Consider the following 22361-nt stretch of genomic DNA (forward strand, 5'->3'; position numbering starts at 1 on the left):
TATGATTACTCCGCTATCGCTTCGCACAGCCGTCCTTTCATGTTGCTGTAGGTGGTCTGCACGTACTCTTCCGCCTGACGTTGATCGGCAATCGCCGTCACTTTTACCGCGCAGTATTTGGTTTCCGGCGTTTTGGAAATCGGATCAAGGTTATCCTGCGTCAGCTCGTTGCAGGCACCAATCCACCACTGGTAGGTCATATAGACGCTGCCCTGATTAATACGCTCGCTGACGCTGGCGCGGGTGATCACTTTACCACGGCGGGATTCGACCCACACCAGCTGTCCGTCCCGCACGCCCAGTTGCTCTGCGTTCAGCGGATTGATCTGCACAAAACCCGGCTCGTCAGCCAGCGTTTGCAGGGCGGCGCAGTTGCCGGTCATCGAGCGGCAGGAGTAATGCCCCACTTCACGTACGGTACACAATACCAGCGGATAGGCCTCATCAGGACGCTCGGCAGGCGCGCGCCACGGGGCGGCAAACAGATGCCCTTTGCCATCCGGCGTGGAGAATTTATTGCCTTCATACAGATACGGCGTACCGGGATGGTCCAGCGTCGGACACGGCCACTGAACGTGCCCCATGTCGCCCATTTTTTCATACGTCACGCCGTAGAACAGCGGGCACAGTTCGCGCATTTCGTCCCAGATTTGCTGGTTATTGTCGTAATGCATCGGGTAGCCCATTTCGCTGGCCAGCAGGCTGATGATTTCCCAGTCGCGCTTGACGTTATACTTCGGCTCAATGGCTTTTTCGAAACGCTGGAAGCCGCGATCGGCGCAGGTAAAGACGCCACCATGCTCGCCCCAGGAGGTCGCGGGCAGCAGTACATCGGCCTGCTCGGCGGTTTTGGTCATAAAGATATCCTGCACCACCACAAAATCGAGGGCTTCGAAGCCTTTACGCACCAACCCTAAATCAGCCTCGGTCTGGAGCGGATCTTCCCCCATGATGTAGTAGGCTTTGACCTTGCCTTCCAGCGCCAGGTGCGGCACCTCGGTGATCCGCACGCCGACCTTATCGTCCATCTGATTGACGTCAATGCCCCAGGCGTTGGCGAATTTCGCCCGCACGTCGGGATCAACTACATCCTGATAGCCGGGGAACTGATTGGGCAATACGCCCATATCGCACGCACCCTGCACGTTATTCTGCCCGCGCACCGGACCGACGCCGACGTTTTCACGACCTAAATTGCCGGTCATCAACGCCAGACTCGACAATCCTTTCACCACGTCTACCGCCTGACCGAACTGCGTCACGCCCATCCCCCACATAATAGTGGCGGACGGCGCGGCGGCGTAGGTACGCATCGCCTGACGGATCTGCTGCGCCGACACGCCGGTCAGATGCTCCACCGCTTCCGGCGCGTAATCCTGCACCTGCTCGCGGTACGCGTCCAGCCCGGTGGTATAACGCGCCACATATTCTTTATCGTAGAGTTCTTCTTCCAGTAGCACGTAAGCGAACGCATTGACCAGCGCCATATTGCAGCCGTTGTTGATTTGCAGATGCTGATCGGCGATGCGCGCGGTTTCAATACGGCGTGGATCGCAAACGATGATTTTGGCCCCGTTCTGCTTCGCTTTAATTACCCGGCGCGCCACAATTGGATGCGAATCGGCGCAGTTGTAGCCAAAAACCAGCAGACAGCGCGAGTTTTCGATATCGCCGATGGAGTTGCTCATGGCACCGTTACCGAGCGTCTCCTGCAATCCGGCGACGGACGGCCCATGGCACACGCGAGCGCAGCAGTCGACATTATTAGTATGCAGCACGCCGCGGGCGAATTTCTGCATCACATAGTTGGTTTCATTACCGGTCCCGCGCGATGACCCGGTGGTCATAATGGCGCGCGGGCCATATTTTTGCTTGATATCACTCAGCCGTTTCGCGGTGTAGCGAATGGCTTCATCCCAGCTTACCGGCGTAAATTTGCCGCCCTTTTGATAGCGGATCATCGGCTGCGTCAGGCGTGGCGTCAGTAGTTTGGTATCGTTCAGAAAATCCCAACCGTAATAGCCCTTCAGACAAAGTTCATTTTGGTTAGTTTTACCGTCCGCCGCTTCCGCGCGGATAATACGATTATTTTCGACAACCAGTTTCAGTTTGCAGCCAGCGCCGCAATAAGGACATACGCTCGTAACTTTTTTCATCAGTAACAGACCTGTTAAAAGTGAAATGAATGGGATTTAAAATATCAGGGAGGTGGCAGTATCCAGCGCCGTGCGACGACGTTTTTCCGCGCTTAACTGCTCAAGTTTGTTGCGGTCAACGCAGACCAGCGCGTGCGTTGGGCAGGCAGCCATACAGGCCGGGCCTTCTTCACGATGGTGGCAGAGATCGCATTTATTGGCCTCGGCTTTTTCCGCCTGCACGTTCAGCGCACTGCCGCTGTTACGCACAACCGGACGCAAAACCACCTCCATCGCGCCATAAGGGCAAGCCACAACGCAGGTTTTACAGCCGATGCAGCGCTCCTGCATCACATGTACGAAACCCTTGTCCCGGCTGATGGCGCCGTTCGGGCAGACATTGGCACAGGGCGCATCCTCGCACTGGCGGCACAGGGTAGCGGTGGAAACATTGACCCCTTTAATAACGTGAATACGCGGCAGGAAATTTTGCGGCGTCAGGGCCGCGCAATCCTGATCCTGCTGGTGGGATACCACGCAGGCGACTTCGCAGGTGCGACAACCAATGCATTTGCTCGCGTCAGCAATGATGAAACGGTTCATCAAACTCTCCAGTAATGGCTGATAACGCGCTGGAGGATGCATAATTCGCGCCAATTATTATGCAATTGATTTTTAAAGAAATTTATTTTTCGAAGAGGATTTTGTTACTGTCATCGACAGAAGTGACGATGACAGTTGTCGAGGTTCAGGCATGCGGCCCGGCAGTGAGAGAATCGCGCACGATAAGCTCGCCGGGAAAGGTTTGCTGATAATTAAATTCACCGCCGTCGAGCATAAAAATCAGGCGGCTGATGGTTTCTTTAATCATCTCCGTCACCGGGATTTTAACGCTGGACAGGGAAGGAATAAGATATGGTGCCAATGCGGTATCGTCGAAACCCAGTACCGACACCTGCTCCGGCACGCGTATTCCCTGCTGGTGCAACTGCTTCATGGCTCCGGTCGCCATATCGTCATTGCTGGCAACCAGCGCGGAAAACGGCACCTGGCGTGCAAGCAGTGTCTCCACACCTGCCGCGCCGGTTGCTGGCGTCCATTTTCCTTCTACAATCAGTGCGTTATGTACGGCGATATTATTCTGGCCTAATGCCTCTTTATACCCGGCAAGACGTTCAATGCCGGTGGGCGAATCCAGCGAACCGGTAATAAACGCGATATCGCGATGGCCCTGCGCGATGAGGTGCGAGACGGCGTGAAAACTTGACGCTTTTTGATCGGACCAGACGCAATGGCTACGGTTACGGCGCAGGCGGCGGTTAATCACCATAATCGGCTGGCTATGGCTCTGAATAATGTCATCCATCTCATCCACGCTCAGAAAACGTGGATAGATAATAATCGCATCGCAGCGCAGATCGAGCAGATACTGAATTGCCTCGCGCTCCTCGTCGGCACTGTGTTTACCGTCGGCAAGGATTAATCGCCGTCCCTTATCTTCGGTCATCCGCGCGGCGTGAAACAGCAGTTCGCTAAAATAGACGCCGTGATACAACGTATTGGTCACCACCAGCCCGATGGTCTGCGTGGATTTGGTTGCCAGGCTGCGCGCCAGCAAATTAGGCCGGTAGCCGCTCTCTTCAATAGCCTGAAAAACGCGGTCTTTGGTCTCCTGGCTGACATAACCGTTGCCTGTCAGCACGCGTGAAACCGTCGCCTTTGACACCCCTGCCCGCTTCGCCACTTCCAGCATCGTCGCCATATCGCCCGTCCCTTTTTATAAGATGTGCCGAGTGTACTTCACCCACTGTCAATTTACAGCGATGGCCGGTGAGCGTCATGCAGGGCAAAGCGATCTACATCACAATTCTATAACATAAAAAAATTAGATCTTGCCTGAGAAATACAAACTCATCACCCTAATGTGGAACCGGTTTCCTATACAAAATTTAATCACTCTTCTACGGCGCTCTTGCCGTTTAATGAAAAACAGGACAGAGATCCGATGGCTAAGAACTATGCGCCACTGGCCCGCTCGGTGGTCTCCGCGCTGGGCGGAGCAGATAACATCGCGGCAGTCACCCACTGCATGACGCGCCTGCGTTTTGTCGTCAAAGACGAGGCACAAATTGATAGCGCCACCCTGAAAAGCCTCAGCGGCGTCCTTGGCGTGGTACGCAACGACAACCAGTGTCAGGTGATTATCGGCAACACCGTGTCGCAGGCGTATCGCGAGGTGGTCAGCCTGCTGCCGCAGAATATGCAGCCGGTGGAACCGGCGGGTAAACCGCCGCTGACGTTGCGGCGCATCGGCGCGGGGATCCTTGATGCGCTGATCGGCACCATGTCGCCGCTGATCCCGGCGATCATCGGCGGCTCGATGGTCAAGCTGCTGGCGATGATCCTTGAGATGACCGGCGTGCTGACAAAAGGCTCGCCGACGTTAACCATCCTGACGGTCATCGGCGACGGCGCATTCTTCTTCCTGCCGTTGATGGTGGCGGCGTCGGCGGCGGTGAAATTCAAAACCAACATGTCGCTGGCGATTGCCATCGCGGGCGTGCTGGTGCATCCGAGCTTTATCGATCTGATGGCGAAAGCCGCCCAGGGCGAGCACGTGGAGTTCGCGCTGATCCCGGTAACGGCGGTGAAATACACCTACACGGTGATCCCGGCGCTGGTGATGACCTGGTGCCTGTCGTATATCGAACGCTGGGTGGATCGCATTACCCCCGCCGTCACCAAAAACTTCCTTAAACCGATGCTGATCGTGCTGATTGCCGCGCCGCTGGCGATCCTGCTTATCGGCCCGATCGGTATCTGGATCGGCAGCGCGATTTCTGCGCTGGTGTATACGGTTCACGATTATCTCGGCTGGCTGTCGGTGGCGATCATGGGCGCGCTATGGCCGCTGCTGGTAATGACCGGGATGCACCGCGTCTTTACGCCGACCATTATTCAGACCATCGCCGAAACCGGGAAAGAAGGTATGGTCATGCCCTCAGAAATTGGTGCCAATCTTTCGCTCGGCGGTTCTTCGCTGGCCGTCGCGTGGAAAACCAAAAACCCGGAACTGCGGCAGACGGCGCTGGCCGCGGCGGCATCGGCGATTATGGCGGGCATCTCCGAACCCGCGCTGTACGGTGTGGCGATCCGCCTGAAACGCCCGCTGATTGCCAGCCTGATCAGCGGCTTTATCTGCGGCGCGGTGGCGGGTATCGCCGGGCTGGCCAGTCATTCGATGGCCGCGCCGGGGCTGTTTACCAGCGTGCAGTTTTTCGATCCCGCCAGGCCAATGACGATATTCTGGGTATTCGGCGTGATGGCGCTGGCAGTGGTACTCTCTTTTATTCTGACCCTGGTGCTGGGCTTTGACGATATTCCGGTCGAGGAAGACGTTCGCCAGAAGACAGCATCTGAAAAAAATCAAATGCACAACATGGACACTGAGCGAGGTAATGCATGACATCTCCCTTCCCACACGATTTTTTATGGGGCGGCGCAATGGCCGCCAATCAGTCTGAAGGTGCGTATCTGGAGGGCGGTAAAGGGTTAACCACCGTCGATATGATCCCGCACGGCAAGAACCGTCTGCCCGTCAAGCTCGGGCAGGAGAAGCGCTTCACCCTGCGCGAAGATGAATATTATCCGAGCCACCAGGCGATTGATTTTTATCATCGTTATAAAGAGGACATCGCGCTGATGGCGGAGATGGGCTTTACCGTCTTCCGTACCTCAATTGCCTGGAGCCGCCTCTACCCTAACGGCGACGAACCGATGCCGAATGAAGAAGGCATTGCCTTTTACCGCGCGGTTTTTGAGGAGTGCAGAAAGTACGGCATTGAACCGCTGGTAACGCTGTGCCATTTCGACGTGCCGATGCATCTGGTGACGGAATACGGCTCCTGGCGCAACCGCAAGATGGTCGACTTTTTTGCCCGCTATGCGCGCACCTGTTTTGAAGCCTTCGACGGACTGGTGAAATACTGGCTGACCTTTAATGAAATCAACATCATGTTGCATAGCCCCTTCTCCGGGGCGGGGCTGGTGTTTGAAGAGGGTGATAATCAGGAGCAGGTGAAATATCAGGCCGCCCATCACGAACTGGTGGCGAGCGCGCTGGCGACCAAAATCGCTCATGAAATTAATCCGCAAAACCAGGTCGGCTGCATGCTGGCGGGCGGTAATTTCTATCCTTACTCCTGCAAGCCGGAAGATGTATGGATGGCGCTGGAAAAGGACCGGGAAAATCTGTTCTTTATCGACGTGCAGGCGCGCGGTGCTTATCCCGCCTATGCGGCGCGCGTATTCCGGGAGAAAGGGATCACGATTGTCAAAGAGGTGGGCGACGACGAGATCCTGAAAAACACCGTGGATTTTGTCTCCTTCAGCTATTACGCCTCGCGCTGCGCCTCGGCGGATATGAACGCACAGAACACTAACGCGGCGAATATCGTTAAGTCGCTGCGCAACCCGCATATTCAGGTGAGCGAATGGGGCTGGGGCATCGATCCGCTCGGTCTGCGCATCACCATGAATATGATGTATGACCGCTACCAGAAGCCGCTGTTTTTAGTCGAAAACGGCCTCGGCGCGCACGATGAAATCAATGCTGAAGGTGAGATCGAGGACGATTACCGTATCAGCTACCTGCGCGAGCATATCCGCGCGATGGGCGAAGCTATTGAAGACGGTATTCCGGTTATCGGCTACACCACCTGGGGTTGTATTGACCTGGTGGCGGCCTCCACCGGCGAAATGAGCAAACGTTACGGCTTTGTCTACGTCGACCGCGACGACGCGGGTAACGGCACGCTGGATCGTAAACGCAAGAAATCGTTCTGGTGGTATAAGAAAGTGATTGCCAGCAACGGGGCGGATTTGGATTGATGGAGTTGCCCGGTGGCACTATGCTGCCGGGCAGGAAACCCACAGCGGCCACAACAGCGCTGTGATGCCGGATGGCGGCTTCGCCTTATCCGGCCTACCCATAATGACATCGCACGTAGGCCCGGTAAGCGCAGCGCCACCGGGCATTATACCGCCGACTCAGAGCTGGGCGAAACTACCCTCTCCCTGCCAGTCGGCCAACCGGGCATAAACCGTTTCTACCGCGTCTTTGATCGGCTGGGTCATCGGGTAATAAAACCCAACAATATCCGGCTGAATGCCGAGAAAAATCACCTCGCCAACATCCTCTTTCAACTGATCGATCAGATAATTGAGCGGCATATTGTGGGTAGTCATCATAAACATCTCAGCGATGTCGTCCGGGTCGATTATGCGGATCTCGCCGGGATTCAGTCCCATGTCGGTGGCATCGACAATCAGCAGGCGTTGCGGACGCAGTTCGCGGATAGCGACAATATCATTTTCGGGCGCGCTGCCGCCGTCAATGACGACCCAGTCGCCCTGCGGGTTAGCGGCGCACATTTCCGCCAGCAGCGGACCCGCGCCATCGTCGCCCATCATACTGTTGCCCACGCACAATAAAACGTCAGTCACCCTTCTCTCCACGCTACATGTATTTCATTAAGAACGCCGCTACGCTTTCCGCAATGCGAAAAAGAGAAAGCGCGGCGCGGTTGTTAGTTTCCGCCAGGCGTCGGGGAATTTCTCCCGCGCTTGTGCCAGCGGCATCGGTTCGTCTATCTGCTCAATATGAAAACCGGCCTGTGCTATGGCGCGTAACATCGCCACCAGCGGACGGTGCCAGAAGCGCATGGTCACGGTCTGGTCGCCGCGCTGCCACGCTTCTTCGAAGGTATAGGTCGCGAAATAATCCACGCCGCCGCTCTGCGCATGATCCATAAACGGATGGTGAGTCGAAAATACCAGCCGCCCGTCGTCCTTTAAAATGCGATGAAACTCACCCAACGGCTGCGACCAGTCCTCAAGATAATGCAAAGCCAGCGAGGAGAGGATCATGTCAAACTGATTGTCCGCGTATGGCAAAGGCTGAGTCAGATCCACCTGTTTTAGCGTTACGCGCTCTCCCAGCCGTCGTCTGGCTTGCCGCAGCATTCCGGCGCTTAAATCGCAGCCCTCAACGTCTGCGCCGCCGGCCAGCAGCGCCTCGCTGTGCGCGCCAGCGCCGCAACCGGCGTCAAGGACGCGCTTTCCCGCCACGTCGCCTGCCATCGCCAGAATAGCAGGCCGTTCATAGAGCGCGTTCCAGGCGTTGTTTTCATTGTCGGCGCTGTAGTCTGCCGCCATGGCATCGTAATCGTTCACGCTCATCGTCATACTCCCGCCGTCAAATAAACCGAATCATCAGAGTAGCTGAAGACGGGGGTGGCGTCAGTCGCGATGGCGTCTCACCATCAGATAGATAGCGCTTTCCTGATGAATATCGTGCAGCATGCTGAGCATCAGTTTGCTCCATTCCTGCTGCTGCGGCGTTTGCGTAGCAATCGCGCTGTCGAACGCGCGTGCCAGCATCTGAATATGGTTAAAATCAATGACGATTTCACCGTATTTCGGCACGCCTTCCATCTTGCGCCGCGCCTCGCTGCCCGCTTCCAGGGTGCCGATCCACGCCAGATAGTCATTCCACGGGCAGGTCAGCGCCGCCTCCAGACAGTCGATTACGCCGAGGTGGTGACCAATCGCCAGGCTGTAATAGACCACCTGCTGCGCCTCGGCGGGCGTCGCATCGTTCTCGTCAATAAATTTACGGCTCAGCTGACTGAACACCACCGTTTCGCTCATCGGATACGCGCCTCTTCAACGACCTGATTCAGTTGAGTAACGATCTCAGTAAGACGAGGATCGTTTTCCGCTTCCAGCCAGCGCGTCACCTGGTGCTCGCCCTGGCCTACCAGGCGCAGATAATCGTCGGCGATCTGGCGACCGTAACGGTAGCCCGCCAGACGACGCGCAGCGCGATCCACTTTGACGCGTAGCGGCTGAACGATATCCGGATGCAAAATATCGGCAGGCCGATCGTCCAGTTCGCCCGGCGCGCGGGCGTGGATTTTTTGCTCCAGCAGGCCAAGCGCCATCGCGAAGCCGTACAGCGTGGCAGCAGGCGTCGGCGGGCAGCCGGGAATGTAAACGTCCACCGGCACGATTTTGTCAGTGCCACCCCAGACGCAGTACAGGTCATGGAAGATGCCGCCGCTGTTGCCGCAGGCTCCGTAAGAAATACAGATTTTCGGATCCGGCGCGGACTGCCAGGCGCGCAGCGCGGGTGAACGCATGGCGCGAGTCACCGCCCCCGTGAACAGCAGGATATCGGCGTGGCGCGGCGACGGCACCACTTTAATGCCAAAGCGTTCGGCATCGAACAGCGGCGAAATAGAGGCGAAAATCTCAATTTCGCAGCCGTTACAGCCGCCGCAGTCTACGCGATAAACGTAGGCTGAACGTTTGATGTTTTTCAGCAGCGAGGTTTTCATGCTGGCGATGGATTCATCCACCGTCATCGGCACCGGAATGCCGTTGGCGTCACGCGGGCCTAATAAATTGCTCATCAGCTGGCCTCTTTCATATGGCGAGTCAGTTCAATACGGTCGGACGGCACCAGACATTTCTGGCGCTTGCATTCCGGGCAGGTCTCAAAGCTGTCGCGGTGATGTTCCGCGCGGCTGTCGCCGTTGTGCGCAAGCAGCGCAATGGCGTAGTCGATCTCTTTCTGAACCGCAAAAGGACGATTGCAGACGCGGCAGTTGCACAGCGCAAAGCGGGACTGCTGGAGGAAATCGTCTTTTTTCCACACCGCCAGTTCGTACTCCTGTGAGAGTTTGATCGCCGCCGTTGGGCACACTTCCTCACAGCGGGCGCAGAAGATGCAGCGCCCGAGGTTAAACTGCCATGCCAGCTCGCCGGTGGCGAGATCGGTTTCCACCGTCAGCGCATTCGACGGGCAGGCATTGACGCAGGCCGCGCAGCCGATGCACTGCTGCGGATTATGCTCCGGCTTGCCGCGAAAATTAGGATCGACGGCAATCGGCTCCAGCGGGTAAGAGGACGTCGCTGTGCCGGTTTTGAGGACTTTTTTGATAAAGGTAAACATGGCGATTCCTTATTTCAGCGGCGAGTTTTTACGCTCGATGCTGTAACGCTCAAGTTCTTTGTACGGCACCACTTTGCTTTTCTTCTTACGCACGTCGACCACGGTCATGCGGTCGGTGCAGGAGTAGCAGGGATCGAGGCTGCCGATAATCAGCGGCGCGTCGGAGACGGTGTTGCCGCGCAGCATATAGCGCAGGGTCGGCCAGTTGGCGTAGGTGGCTGCGCGGCAACGCCAGCGGTACAGTTTCTGATTGTCGCCGGTCATGCTCCAGTGGATATCGTCGCCGCGCGGCGCTTCGGCAAAACCGAGGGCGAAGCGGTTGGGGATATAGGTAAAACCCTCAACCGCCAGCGGGCCGCCCGGCAGGTTGTCGAGGCCGTAGTCGATCATATTCAGCGCGGTAAACACTTCGTTGATACGCACTTTCAGGCGCGAAATAACGTCGCAGCCCTGCTCACTATGCACTTCCATCGGCAGCAGACCGTAACCAACAAACGGATGATCGGCGCGGGTATCGCGGGCATGGCCGCTGGCGCGCACCATCGGGCCAACGTTGCTGAAATCGCGGGCGATCTCCGGGTCAAGACGGCCGACACCAACGGTGCGTTGTTCCATGTTCGGCGTGCTGAGCAATACATCGACCAGCTCTTTCACTTCGCGGCGCATCTGCTGCGCGAGTTGACGGGTCTGGATCATATCGTCCTTCAGCAGATCGCGACGAATCCCGCCAATCAGGTTCAGGCCGTAGGTTTTACGCGCCCCGGTCAGGATCTCCGCCATCTTCATGGAGGCTTCGCGCACGCGGAAGAACTGCATAAAGCCGGAGTCAAAGCCGGTAAAGTGGCAGGCGAGACCGAGGTTCAGCAGGTGCGAGTGCAGACGTTCCACTTCCAGCAGAATGGCGCGGATCATCTGCGCACGTTCCGGCACGACGATGCCCATCGCATTCTCGACGGAGGTGGTGTACGCCGTGCTGTGCGCAAAGCCGCAGATACCGCACACGCGGTCGGACAAGAACGTGACTTCGTTATAACCCATCCGGGTTTCCGCCAGCTTTTCCATACCACGATGGACGTAGAAGAGACGGTAGTCGGCATCAATAATATTTTCGCCGTCAACGAACAGGCGGAAGTGGCCCGGTTCATCGGAGGTGACGTGCAGCGGGCCAATCGGCACCACGTTGTTTTTCTTGTCGCCCAGTTCGTTGATGAACTGGTAGGTTTCGGCATCGGTGGTCGGCGCGGGGCGCTGACGATAATCCATGCTGTCTTTACGCAGCGGATAGAGATCGTCCGGCCAGTCGTCCGGCAGCACCAAGCGACGCTCGTCCGGCAGGCCAACCGGGATCAGGCCGTACATGTCGCGCACTTCACGCTCGCCCCAGACGGCGGCAGGAACGCGCGGCGTGACGGAGGGAAACTCCAGCGTGTTGGCGTCAACTTCAACGCGCACGGTGATCCAGCACTTCGTCCCCTGCTCCATCGACATCACGTAGTAGACGGCGTAATTACCGCACAGCGGGCGCTCATCGTTGCCAAACAGTACCGACAGCCAGCCGCCCTGTTTGTAGTACAGAAACTCGACCACTTCCGGCAGATAGTTCACTTTCACGGTGACGGTGATTTGATCTTTGGTCTGCCACGCTTCGTCCAGCATCACGCCGGGAAAAGCCTCGTGTAGCGCGGCGAGATAATGTTGACCGATTTTTTGTTCAGACATAAATAAACTCTCTTAAAACGCCGCCAGCAGGGAGACGAAAGCTAAAAAGGCAAAACCAAACCCGGCCCAGGTAATGCGCCCGGTGATATCCAGACGCAGACGCGCCATGCTGTTTTCAAAGAGCGCGATAACCAGCACGCCGACGATGGCCTTAACCACAGCAACTACAATCGCCAGCAGCAGGCCGCCCGCGCTGAAGCTTGTCATTTGTCCCCACGGGATAAACACGCCGACGAACATTTGCAGTACCACCAGCTGTTTCAGGCTAATGGCCCACTTGAGCACCCCGAAACCGCTACCGCTGTACTCCGACAGCGGGCCTTCCTGCAACTCCTGCTCCGCTTCCGCGAGGTCGAAGGGCAATTTGCCCATTTCGATAAAGGTGGCGAACGCGCAGGCGCACAGCGCGAGGATCAGCGGAATACTGCGCGCGGCAGGCCAGTGGTAAATCGTGTCGGTGATGCTGCTGATATGCGTAGAGCCGGCTACCTGCGCCGCGACCCACAGGCCGAGCAGCAGAATCGGCTCCACCAGCACGCCGAGGATCGCTTCACGGCTTGCGCCGATGGCGGTAAACGGACTGCCGGTATCGAGGCCGGAAATGGCGAAGAAGAAACGCGCAACGGCAAACAGATAGATAAGGGTGATCAAATCGCCTAACTGCGGCAACGGAGAGGCGACCGTCACCACCGGCAGCGCGGTGGCAATGGTTAACATCACACCCGCCATCACAAACGGCGTGGCGCGAAACACCCAGCCGGAGGCGGCAGGAGCGACGCTCTGACGGCCCAACAGTTTGATGATGTCGCGGTACTCCTGAAGCACATCAGGCCCGCGACGGTTATGCATCCGGGCGCGCGCCACGCGGGTGATGCCGGAGAGCAGCGGCGCAAAGGCGAACAGCGCCAGCGCCTGAATCAAAGCAAGAACATAGGTCATTTTCAGGCTCCTCGCGTAACCACAACGACGACCAGCACCGCCAGTTCAACCAGCGCAATGCGGCGGAACAAAATAGCGGAGCAGTCGCACTGCCAGCCGGGGATAAAGCGCACCGGATTCAGCCATTTGCGCAGCTTAAGCACCGGCGCAAACGCTTCTTTCACCGGCATGGCAAAACCGTGGGCGGTAATCACCATTGCTTGCTCGTGATCGTAGCCGCAGACCCAGGCCGGGCCGCGAGAACGGTTCGCCAGGCGGTCGCGTTTGAAGATCAGCATGATGATGAACGGCAGCAGCGGACAGGCGATCAGTAGCAGGGCGATCATCGGCTGTGAAACCACGGAGGTTGTAGGCTCGGCATTCAACCGGAAGAGATTTCCGATGAGCGGCAGCAGCCATGGCGCAGCCACCCCGCCCACGATGCAGCACAGCGCCGCCAGTACCACGCTGGCAGTCATCAGCCACGGTGCGGAGGTCGCATTTTCCGCTTCCTTCGTGCGCGGCGCGCCGAGGAAAGTGACGCCGTAGACTTTCGCCATACACATCACGGCTAACGCACCGGTGATCGCCAGCCCTACCGCCAGCAACGGACCAAGCAGGCGGCCAATAAAGACGTTACTGCTGCTGAGTTTGAAGAAGGATTGATAGATCACCCACTCGCCCGCAAAGCCGTTCAGCGGTGGCAGCGCGGCCATCGCCATTAGCCCCACCAGCATCGCCAGTGAAATCAGCGGCATTTTTTTGCCGATACCACCAAGTTTTTCGATGTCGCGATGGCCGGTGCGGAACCATACCGCGCCCGCGCCAAGGAACAGCGTCGTTTTGAACAGACTGTGGTTGACCAGGTGATAGAGTCCGCCGGTAAAACCCAGCACCGTCATCAGCGGTGAGCGTAATGCTATTCCCGTCACGCCAACCCCAAAACCCAGCAAAATAATGCCGATGTTTTCCAGGGTATGATATGCCAGCAGACGCTGAATATTATGTTCCATCAGCGCATACAGGCCGCCGACAAACGCAGTCAACATGCCCAGAACAAGCAGCGCGACACCCCACCATAGCGGCACATTGATTTCCAGCGTTGAAAATACCAGTATCCCAAACAGGCCTACTTTCATCACCACCGTTGAAAACAGGGCAGCCGCGGATGCGCTGGCATTGGCGTGAGCCTGGGGTACCCAGCCATGTAACGGGATCACCCCTGCCAGCAGGCCAAATCCAATAACCCCCAGCAGCCAGATATCGCTGCCCAACGGTTGCTGTAAAACACGTGAGTGAATAATGCCGAAATTCAGCGAACCATAGCGCTGCCATGCCAGCCAGCAGGCTATCACCAGCAGGATGGTGCCCAGCCGTCCCAGCACAAACCACAACTTGCCGGATTGCATACAGCCAGTCAGAAAGGCGGCGCACAGCGCCATAATTTCGGCCATGACCACCAGCGTACCCAGATTTTTTGAGGTGACTGCGCACACGGCAGCGGCCATCAGCACATTGATCAGCAAGCCGTTAGATTTCGCCTGCGGATGATGATGCCAGCTAATGTTAAATATGCTGACGAACAGCGCTGATAAGCCAAGCGCCACCAGCCACACGGCGCTGATTCCTGTCAGATGCAGGTTTACGTGAACAACGGGGATGACGATGTCATTCCACACGCCTTCCGCACCAGCGGATATCCAGGCGATCAGCGTCATAAACCCGGCTACCGCTGTCATCGCGCTCGCCACCGCGCCGCCAATACCGGTAATCGCACCGCTTAACGCTTTCCAGCGGCAAAACACAAACGCCAGCACCGCGCTGGCGACATACCAGAGCACCGCCTGGCTAACTAAAGACGCCGCGTTCATTTCGCCTCCCCGCTCTGCGACTGAAACAGCGACAGATCGCCGAAGTCGGTATTAATGGTCAGCGCACGTTTACGCTTGCTGGCAAGCGTAATGTCGCGGTTGTTTACCAGCATCAGCGCTTTGGTTGGACAGGTTCTTACGCAGGCGGGTCCCTGCTCGTCGAAACTGCACAGATCGCACTTCACGGCAATGGCGCGCACGCCCGGTACCCAGTCCAGCAGCGTACTGACGCGTGCTGGCGCGGGAGGTGCTGGCGGCGCTTTCGGCGTATTAGCATTGGCCGGGATATGCAGCGGTCGGCTGCCGGAAAATTCAATCGCGCCGAACGGGCAGGCGATACCGCACAGTTTGCAGCTTACGCACAAGCTCTCATTCAGCTGTACCGCACCGTCAACACGCGTAATCGCGTTGACCGGACACACTCCGGCGCACGGTGCGTCTTCGCAGTGGTGGCATACCTGCGGAGCAGATTCTTTTTCATTACGCATCACTCGCAGGCGCGGCATGGCTTGCAGGCCGTGCTGACGATGCGTTTCTGCACAAGCCGCCTCACAGGTGCGGCAGCCGATGCAGACGGTGGAGTCAGCAATTACAAAACGATTCACCAGGCATTCCTCAGGTGATAGTCATTTTTGACGAAATCATGGCGACAGATGTCATTTTCGACACCTGTCGACATGCGTAACTTCAGGCCAGCGTGGCCTGTCCCTGTTTGTTCACCAGTTGGCGTAAATCCACAGGAAGATCGTTTTCTACCGCGGCATACAAGCCGTCATATACAGCAGAGATTTTGTCCAGATAATGCTCAAGAACCTGTTCACGATCCCGACTATCAATGCGGCCATCGACCTTGCCGTCGCTGGTCAATTCAGCCTGTGCAATCAACTGCTTATCTTCACCCTCTTTTGTCTCAACGTAGTATTCGATGGTGTGGCTGTTGAATCCGGCGGCCAAAGTGACGTAAATCGTGAAATGCTCAAACAGTACAAAACAGAGATCTTTTTCCGGCGCGCAGCTCATTGCATGATGCAGGCGGGCTTTGGACAGCGTTAGCCCCTGAACCAAAGAGTTACAGTAGTTACGCCACTGATCCTGCTGGCGGCGGTGTCGATCAGCGATGTAATCGGCTTTCTCGCTAATTTCCCAAATAGTCATGTCAGGTTACCCGGTTAAAAGAGACCAGCCTGATAAGCACTTTCCATGCCAGTTTTTAACTTTATGATTTATAGACTTTTTATATAGATGTCTTCGCTATATTGACATGTCATTTCGTCATCTCGACATCGTCACCGACAGTCTGCGTGATCGATTAGCAGTAACTGGCACCGTTATTGCATTAACAGGCCATCTTGTACGGGAGGCGTTATGCACGAAATCACCCTCTGCCAGCGGGCGCTGGAAATTATTGAACAGCAGGCCGCGTCGCACGGCGCGAAACGCGTGACTGGCGTCTGGCTCAAAGTAGGCGCGTTTTCCTGCGTGGAACCTGCCGCGCTTACCTTTTGTTTTGATCTGGTCTGCCGCGGCACGCTGGCGGAAGGCTGTAAACTGCACGTTGAAGAACAACAGGCGGAATGCTGGTGCGAACACTGCCAGCAGTATGTACATCTGGTGTCGCAGCATGTTCGCCGCTGTCCGCAGTGTGAGAGCGACGCGCTGCGCATCGTGGCCGACGATGGTTTGCAGATCCAGCGCCTTGAAATCGATCAGGAGTAAATTATGTGTACGACATGCGGTTGTGGTGAAGGCAACCTTTATATAGAGGGCGATGAACATAACCCGCATTCCGCGTTTCGCAGCGCGCCCTTTGCGCCTGCGTCCCGCCCGACGTTAACCATCACCGGCATTAAAACGCCGGATTTTCAGCCTCAACAGTTAGCAGGTGGCGATTTGCATTATGGCCACGGCGAGGCAGGCACCCACGCGCCTGGTATCAGCCAGCGGCGAATGCTGGAAGTGGAAATTAACGTGCTGGATAAAAATAACCGGCTGGCCGCGCGAAATCGCGCCCGCTTTGCCGAACTGGGGCAACTGGTGCTCAATCTGGTCTCCAGCCCCGGCTCCGGTAAAACGACGCTCCTGACCGAAACGCTGCTGCGGCTGAAGGATCGGGTGCCCTGCGCGGTGATAGAAGGCGATCAGCAAACGGTTAACGATGCCGCCCGCATCCGCGCCACTGGCACTCCCGCCATTCAGGTGAATACCGGCAAAGGCTGTCACCTCGACGCGCAGATGATCGCCGACGCCGCGCCGCGCCTGCCGCTGGAGAAAGGCGGCATTCTGTTTATCGAAAACGTTGGCAATCTGGTCTGCCCGGCCAGTTTCGATCTCGGCGAGCGCGGTAAAGTTGCCGTGCTGTCAGTCACCGAAGGCGAAGACAAACCGCTGAAATATCCGCATATGTTCGCCGCCGCCTCGTTAATGCTGCTCAACAAGGTGGATTTATTGCCCTATCTTACTTTTGACGTCGAGAAATGCATTGCCGCCGCGCGTGAAGTGAATCCCGCCATTGAGATTATGCTCATTTCCGCCACCAGCGGCGAAGGCATGGAAAACTGGCTTAACTGGCTGGAGGCGCAGCGATGTGCATAGGCGTTCCCGGACAAATCCGCGCCATTGACGGCAACCAGGCAAAGGTCGAGGTCTGCGGCGTACAGCGCGATGTAGACCTGACGCTGGTAGGCAGCTGCGACGAACAAGGCCAGTCGCGTATCGGCCAGTGGGTGCTGGTCCACGTCGGCTTTGCGATGAGTATTATTGACGAGGCGGAAGCACGCGACACCCTGGAAGCGCTGCAAAACATGTTTGAGGTCGAGCCGGATGTCGGCGCGCTGCTGTTCGGCGAGGAGCAATAATGCGTTTCGTTGACGAATACCGCGCGCCGGAACAGGTGATGCAGCTTATCGCTCACCTGCGCGCCCGGGCGGCGCATCTGGACTACACCGCCGCGCGGCCGCTGCGCATTATGGAGGTCTGCGGCGGTCATACCCACGCCATTTTTAAGTTTGGCCTCGACCAGTTGCTGCCTGAGAATATCGAATTTATCCACGGCCCCGGCTGTCCGGTGTGCGTGCTGCCAATGGGGCGGATCGATAGCTGTATTGAGATCGCCTGCCGTCCGGAGGTTATTTTTTGCACCTTCGGCGATGCCATGCGCGTACCGGGCAAAAACGGCTCGCTGATGCAGGCTAAAGCGCGCGGCGCAGACGTTCGTATTATTTATTCCCCGATGGATGCCCTGCGGCTGGCGCAGGAGAATCCAGCGCGTAAGGTGGTTTTCTTCGGGCTGGGGTTTGAAACTACGATGCCCGCCACGGCCATTACCCTTCAGCAGGCGCTGGCGCGTAACGTTGAGAACTTTTTCTTTTTTTGTCAGCATATTACGCTGATCCCGACCCTGCGCAGCCTGCTTGATCAGCCCGATAACGGCATTGACGCGTTTCTCGCTCCCGGTCACGTCAGTATGGTGATAGGCACAGAGGCCTACGGTTTTATCGCCGAACGCTATCAGCGTCCGCTGGTAGTGGCTGGTTTCGAACCTCTTGATCTACTGCAAGGCGTCAATATGCTGGTTGAGCAGAAAATAGCAGCCTGTAGCCTGGTAGAAAATCAGTACCGACGCGTGGTGCCCGATGCGGGCAATAAACGTGCGCAGGACGCGATTGCCGAAGTGTTTACCGTCAAAGGCGAGAGCGAGTGGCGCGGGCTGGGGCTGATTGCCGACTCCGGCGTTCAGCTCACTGCACCTTATCAGCGTTTTGACGCCGAGGCGCACTTTCGTCCGGCCCCGCAAGAAACCAGCGACGATCCGCGCGCACGCTGCGGCGATGTGCTGACGGGGCGCTGCAAACCGCATCAATGCCCGCTGTTTGGCAATACCTGCAATCCCCAAAGTGCCTTTGGCGCGCTGATGGTCTCCTCTGAAGGAGCCTGTGCCGCCTGGTATCAATACCGAAGCCAGGAATGTGAAGTATGAAAACGATCCAGATAGCCCACGGCAGCGGCGGCCAGGCGATGCAGCAGTTAATTAATGACCTGTTTATGCAGGCCTTCGCGAATCCGTGGCTGACGGAGCAGGAAGACCAGGCGCGGCTTAGTCTGGCGCAGTTTACCGCTCAGGGTGATCGGCTGGCCTTCTCCACCGACAGCTACGTGATTGACCCGCTTTTTTTCCCCGGCGGCAATATCGGCAAACTCGCCGTCTGCGGCACCGCCAATGACGTAGCGGTGAGCGGCGCGATCCCCCGCTTTCTCTCCTGCGGTTTTATTCTTGAAGAGGGGCTGGAGATGGCGACGCTGGAAGCCGTGGTCGCCAGCATGGCGCAAACGGCAAAAGCGGCGGATATCGCTATTGTCACCGGCGATACCAAAGTGGTGCCGCGCGGTGCGGCGGATAAACTGTTTATTAATACGGCGGGCCTCGGCGCGATCCCGGCGGATATTCACTGGGGCGCGCAGACGCTGACGCCGGGCGATGTCCTGCTGGTCAGCGGCACGCTGGGCGATCACGGTGCGACCATTCTGAATCTGCGCGAACAACTGGGGCTGGACGGGGCGCTCGCCAGCGACTGTGCGGTATTGACGCCGCTGATCCAGACGCTGCGCCATCTGCCCGGCGTGAAAGCACTGCGCGACGCTACCCGCGGCGGCGTTAATGCCGTGGCCCATGAATTTGCAGCAGCCTGCGGCTGTGGCATTGAACTTCAGGAGCAGCATCTGCCAGTGAAAGAGGCCGTGCGCGGCGTGTGCGAACTGCTGGGACTGGATCCGCTTAACTTTGCCAACGAAGGTAAACTGGTGATCGCCGTCAGCCGCGACGCCGCACAACAGGCGCTTGAGCAACTTCAGTCACACCCGCTGGGGCGTGAGGCTGCTATTATTGGAGAAATTGTTGAACGTAAAGGCGTGCGCCTGACCGGACTGTACGGCGTTAAACGCACGCTGGATTTGCCACATGCCGAACCATTACCGCGGATCTGTTAATCGCGGTTCAGAATATCATTACACTATTTTTATAATTTCTTTCGCGCCGTTTCACCGGCGCTTTGTGGGTAAGAGCAATGTCGTATACTCCGATGGGCGATCTCGGGCAGCAGGGGCTGTTTGATATCACCCGGACTCTTTTACAGCAGCCGGATCTCGCCGCGCTGAGCGAAACGCTTGCGCAGCTTGCCAGGCAGTCAGCGCTGGCCGACCGCGCCGCTCTCGTGCTCTGGCGCGACGGTAATCATCGCGCCAGGTACTATACGACACGGATGTCGGGCGAAGCCCAGGAATATGAAGACGAAACCCTGCTGGCCCACGGTCCGGTGCGGCGGTTACTGTCGCGCCCGGAAGCGCTGCACTGCGGCTATCAGGAATTCAGCGATGCCTGGCCGCAGCTTGCCAGTACGCTTTATCAGCCGTTTGGTCACTACTGTCTGCTGCCGCTGGCAGCGGAAGGCCGGATCTTCGGCGGCTGCGAGTTTATCCGCAACGACGACCGCCCGTGGACGGAAAAAGAATATTCGCGTTTACACGCGCTGGCACAGATTGTCGGCGTGGTCGCGGAGCAGATCCAAAACCGGGTCAGCAATAACGTTGACTACGACCTGCTTTGCCGGGAGCGCGATAACTATCGTATCCTGGTGGCGATTACCAACGCGGTGCTTTCCCGGCTGGATATGGACGAGCTGGTCAGCGAAGTGGCGAAAGAGATCCACTACTACTTCCGCATTGACGCCATCAGCATCGTGCTGCGCAGCAACCGCAAGGGCAAGCTGAATATCCACTCGACGCACTACCTGGACACCAATAATCCTGTTCACGACCAGAGCGAAGTGGACGAAGCGGGCACCCTCTCCGAGCGCGTCTTCAAAAGCAAAGAGATGCTCTTGCTGAACCTGCACGAGCGCGACCCGCTTGCGCCCTATGAGCGGATGCTGTTTGAGATGTGGAATAACCAGTTGCAGACGTTATGCCTGCTGCCGCTGATGTCGGGGGACACCATGCTGGGCGTGCTGAAACTGGCGCAGTGTGATGAAAAAGCCTTTACCACCGCCAACCTGAAGCTGCTACGGCAGATTGCCGAGCGTGTGGCAATTGCGGTCGATAACGCGCTGGCCTACCAGGAGATCCACCGCCTCAAGGAGCGTCTGGTCGATGAAAACCTTGCGCTGACCGAACAACTGAACAACGTCGACAGCGACTTTGGCGAAATCATTGGCCGCAGCGAAGCCATGCACAACGTGCTTCGCCAGGTGGAAATGGTGGCGCAGAGCGACAGCACCGTGTTGATTCTTGGCGAAACCGGCACCGGGAAGGAACTCATCGCGCGTGCCATTCATAATCTTAGCGGGCGCAACGCGCGGCGGATGGTGAAGATGAACTGCGCGGCGATGCCTGCCGGGCTACTGGAAAGCGATCTGTTTGGCCACGAGCGCGGCGCGTTTACCGGTGCCAGCGCCCAGCGCATCGGGCGTTTCGAACTGGCGGATAAAAGCTCGCTGTTTCTTGACGAAGTGGGCGATATGCCGCTGGAACTTCAGCCAAAGCTGCTGCGAGTTTTGCAGGAGCAGGAGTTTGAACGCCTCGGCAGCAATAAACTTATTCGCACCGACGTGCGGCTGATCGCCGCCACCAACCGCGATCTTCAGCAGATGGTGGCCGACCGTGAGTTTCGTAACGATCTCTACTATCGCCTGAACGTTTTCCCCATTAACCTGCCGCCGCTGCGCGAGCGTCCGGAGGATATTCCGCTGCTGGTCAAGGCGCTCACCTTTAAGACCGCCCGCCGGATGGGACGCAACATTGACAGCATTCCGGCCGAGACGCTGCGTCTGCTAACCCAGATGGAGTGGCCTGGCAACGTGCGTGAGCTGGAAAACGTGATTGAACGGGCGGTACTGCTGACCCGCGGAAGCGTGCTGCAACTCTCGCTACCTGAACTGAGCGTTGCCTCGCATCCGCAGCCGGAACCTGTTGCTGAGACGCCGTTAAACGGCGAGGATGAGTATCAACTGATCCTGCGCGTTCTGAAAGAGACAAACGGCGTTGTCGCCGGGCCGAAAGGCGCGGCACAGCGGCTGGGCCTGAAGCGGACCACCCTGCTTTCCCGGATGAAACGTTTAGGTATTGATAAAGACGCGCTGGCGTAATTGCCACACGCCGATTGAGCGGTGACGGTCGCCTGGACGTGGGGAACGGATGCCTGATGGCGCTACGCTTATCAGGCCTACAATACTAGGCTTAACCAGTTGATATATGGCTTTTTCGTAGGCCGGGTAAGGCGAAGCCGCCACCCGGCATTACCGCGACACCCGGGTTAACATCGCGCCGTTTTTTATCACCTCGCTGTTGCGACCTTGCGGCTATTTTTTCGGCTTAACCTTTTCCGGCAGTGCCGGCACCGGACGACGGTCGTCAATCAGGTGACGCACCGTAAGAATCGGATGCCGCCACAACATTCGCGGTCCGGACCAGCGCATAATCTGCTTCATCTCTTCACGCTTTGCCGGCTGGTAGCAATGTACCGGGCACTGCTTGCAGGCCGGTTTCTCTTCGCCAAACACGCACTTATCCAGCCGTTTATCGGCATAGGCATTTAGCGCCTGATAATGAGCCTCATCAGGCAGCGCATCGGGACAACGACGCTGATACAGCGCAATCATCTTGCGGATAGTCAGTTTTTCACGGTCGATACGTTTACCGGACATGGCGGTT

The 22361-nt window shown here is 57.4% G+C and carries 22 protein-coding genes; 8 read left to right on the forward strand and 14 right to left on the reverse strand.

Going from position 1 to position 22361, the window contains the following annotated elements:
- Nucleotides 1–5 precede the first annotated feature (5 nt).
- The 3 genes from fdhF to ACMGGS_RS00685 all read right to left on the reverse strand — a co-directional run bounded on the left by fdhF (nt 6) and on the right by ACMGGS_RS00685 (nt 3897).
- On the reverse strand, nt 6–2156 hold the full coding sequence (gene fdhF, locus ACMGGS_RS00675) for a formate dehydrogenase subunit alpha (protein WP_414164618.1): 2151 nt from the start codon (nt 2154–2156) through the stop codon (nt 6–8).
- A gap of 36 nt (nt 2157–2192) precedes the next feature.
- Nucleotides 2193–2738, reverse strand: coding sequence for an electron transport protein HydN (gene hydN, locus ACMGGS_RS00680; protein ID WP_414164619.1), 546 nt, complete (start codon nt 2736–2738; stop codon nt 2193–2195).
- A gap of 145 nt (nt 2739–2883) precedes the next feature.
- Nucleotides 2884–3897, reverse strand: coding sequence for a substrate-binding domain-containing protein (locus tag ACMGGS_RS00685; protein ID WP_176919292.1), 1014 nt, complete (start codon nt 3895–3897; stop codon nt 2884–2886).
- Between the two features lie 243 nt (nt 3898–4140).
- Here ACMGGS_RS00685 and ascF point away from each other — a divergent pair, with 243 nt between their 5' ends.
- Nucleotides 4141–5601, forward strand: coding sequence for a PTS cellobiose/arbutin/salicin transporter subunit IIBC (gene ascF, locus ACMGGS_RS00690; protein WP_414164620.1), 1461 nt, complete (start codon nt 4141–4143; stop codon nt 5599–5601).
- On the forward strand, nt 5598–7025 hold the full coding sequence (locus tag ACMGGS_RS00695; RefSeq protein WP_414164621.1) for a 6-phospho-beta-glucosidase: 1428 nt from the start codon (nt 5598–5600) through the stop codon (nt 7023–7025). Before ascF ends, ACMGGS_RS00695 begins: the two co-directional genes overlap by 4 nt.
- A gap of 159 nt (nt 7026–7184) precedes the next feature.
- Here ACMGGS_RS00695 and hycI read toward each other — a convergent pair whose 3' ends face one another.
- The 10 genes from hycI to hycA all read right to left on the reverse strand — a co-directional run bounded on the left by hycI (nt 7185) and on the right by hycA (nt 15815).
- Nucleotides 7185–7640 carry a hydrogenase maturation peptidase HycI gene (hycI, locus tag ACMGGS_RS00700; RefSeq protein ID WP_414164622.1) on the reverse strand — a complete coding sequence of 152 codons (456 nt, stop codon included), beginning with the start codon at nt 7638–7640 and terminating at the stop codon, nt 7185–7187.
- 39 nt (nt 7641–7679) lie between these two features.
- On the reverse strand, nt 7680–8375 hold the full coding sequence (locus tag ACMGGS_RS00705) for a class I SAM-dependent methyltransferase (protein WP_414164623.1): 696 nt from the start codon (nt 8373–8375) through the stop codon (nt 7680–7682).
- Nucleotides 8376–8435: 60 nt separating this feature from the next.
- Nucleotides 8436–8846 carry a formate hydrogenlyase maturation HycH family protein gene (locus tag ACMGGS_RS00710; RefSeq protein WP_414164624.1) on the reverse strand — a complete coding sequence of 137 codons (411 nt, stop codon included), beginning with the start codon at nt 8844–8846 and terminating at the stop codon, nt 8436–8438.
- Nucleotides 8843–9610, reverse strand: a complete 768-nt coding sequence (locus tag ACMGGS_RS00715; protein WP_414164625.1) for an NADH-quinone oxidoreductase subunit B family protein — start codon at nt 9608–9610, stop codon at nt 8843–8845. The genes ACMGGS_RS00710 and ACMGGS_RS00715 overlap by 4 nt, the downstream gene beginning before the upstream one ends.
- Nucleotides 9610–10152 carry a formate hydrogenlyase subunit HycF gene (hycF, locus tag ACMGGS_RS00720; RefSeq protein ID WP_414164626.1) on the reverse strand — a complete coding sequence of 181 codons (543 nt, stop codon included), beginning with the start codon at nt 10150–10152 and terminating at the stop codon, nt 9610–9612. The genes ACMGGS_RS00715 and hycF overlap by 1 nt, the downstream gene beginning before the upstream one ends.
- A 9-nt stretch (nt 10153–10161) precedes the next feature.
- Complete coding sequence (gene hycE / locus ACMGGS_RS00725) at nt 10162–11871, reverse strand: formate hydrogenlyase subunit HycE (protein WP_414164627.1); 1710 nt, start codon at nt 11869–11871, stop codon at nt 10162–10164.
- A 12-nt stretch (nt 11872–11883) separates the two neighbouring features.
- A complete protein-coding gene (locus ACMGGS_RS00730) occupies nt 11884–12810 on the reverse strand; it encodes a respiratory chain complex I subunit 1 family protein (protein ID WP_414164628.1) in 927 nt (308 codons plus the stop codon).
- Nucleotides 12811–12812: 2 nt separating this feature from the next.
- A complete protein-coding gene (gene hycC, locus ACMGGS_RS00735; protein ID WP_414164629.1) occupies nt 12813–14660 on the reverse strand; it encodes a formate hydrogenlyase subunit 3 in 1848 nt (615 codons plus the stop codon).
- The gene (locus ACMGGS_RS00740) at nt 14657–15265 is read right to left on the reverse strand and encodes a 4Fe-4S dicluster domain-containing protein (protein WP_414164630.1); all 609 of its coding nucleotides are present in this window, start codon (nt 15263–15265) and stop codon (nt 14657–14659) included. Before ACMGGS_RS00740 ends, hycC begins: the two co-directional genes overlap by 4 nt.
- Nucleotides 15266–15347: 82 nt before the next feature.
- Complete coding sequence (hycA, locus tag ACMGGS_RS00745; RefSeq protein ID WP_414164631.1) at nt 15348–15815, reverse strand: formate hydrogenlyase regulator HycA; 468 nt, start codon at nt 15813–15815, stop codon at nt 15348–15350.
- A 210-nt stretch (nt 15816–16025) separates the two neighbouring features.
- Here hycA and hypA point away from each other — a divergent pair, with 210 nt between their 5' ends.
- The 6 genes from hypA (at nt 16026) to flhA (ending at nt 21796) form a co-directional block, all read left to right on the forward strand.
- Complete coding sequence (gene hypA / locus ACMGGS_RS00750; RefSeq protein WP_414164632.1) at nt 16026–16376, forward strand: hydrogenase maturation nickel metallochaperone HypA; 351 nt, start codon at nt 16026–16028, stop codon at nt 16374–16376.
- A 3-nt stretch (nt 16377–16379) separates the two neighbouring features.
- Nucleotides 16380–17252 (forward strand): hydrogenase nickel incorporation protein HypB, encoded by an 873-nt coding sequence (gene hypB / locus ACMGGS_RS00755; RefSeq protein WP_414164633.1) that lies wholly within the window; start codon nt 16380–16382, stop codon nt 17250–17252.
- Nucleotides 17243–17515 (forward strand): HypC/HybG/HupF family hydrogenase formation chaperone, encoded by a 273-nt coding sequence (locus ACMGGS_RS00760; protein WP_414164634.1) that lies wholly within the window; start codon nt 17243–17245, stop codon nt 17513–17515. The genes hypB and ACMGGS_RS00760 overlap by 10 nt, the downstream gene beginning before the upstream one ends.
- A complete protein-coding gene (hypD, locus tag ACMGGS_RS00765; RefSeq protein WP_414164635.1) occupies nt 17515–18636 on the forward strand; it encodes a hydrogenase formation protein HypD in 1122 nt (373 codons plus the stop codon). Before ACMGGS_RS00760 ends, hypD begins: the two co-directional genes overlap by 1 nt.
- Nucleotides 18633–19643 (forward strand): hydrogenase expression/formation protein HypE, encoded by a 1011-nt coding sequence (gene hypE, locus ACMGGS_RS00770; RefSeq protein WP_414164636.1) that lies wholly within the window; start codon nt 18633–18635, stop codon nt 19641–19643. Before hypD ends, hypE begins: the two co-directional genes overlap by 4 nt.
- Before the next feature lie 77 nt (nt 19644–19720).
- The gene (gene flhA, locus ACMGGS_RS00775; protein ID WP_414164637.1) at nt 19721–21796 is read left to right on the forward strand and encodes a formate hydrogenlyase transcriptional activator FlhA; all 2076 of its coding nucleotides are present in this window, start codon (nt 19721–19723) and stop codon (nt 21794–21796) included.
- A 213-nt stretch (nt 21797–22009) separates the two neighbouring features.
- Here flhA and ACMGGS_RS00780 read toward each other — a convergent pair whose 3' ends face one another.
- On the reverse strand, nt 22010–22354 hold the full coding sequence (locus tag ACMGGS_RS00780; RefSeq protein ID WP_414164638.1) for a nitrous oxide-stimulated promoter family protein: 345 nt from the start codon (nt 22352–22354) through the stop codon (nt 22010–22012).
- Nucleotides 22355–22361: the final 7 nt, after the last annotated feature.

Source organism: Superficieibacter sp. BNK-5, assembly GCF_047456055.1.
In the GTDB taxonomy this organism is placed as follows: Bacteria; Pseudomonadota; Gammaproteobacteria; order Enterobacterales; family Enterobacteriaceae; genus Superficieibacter.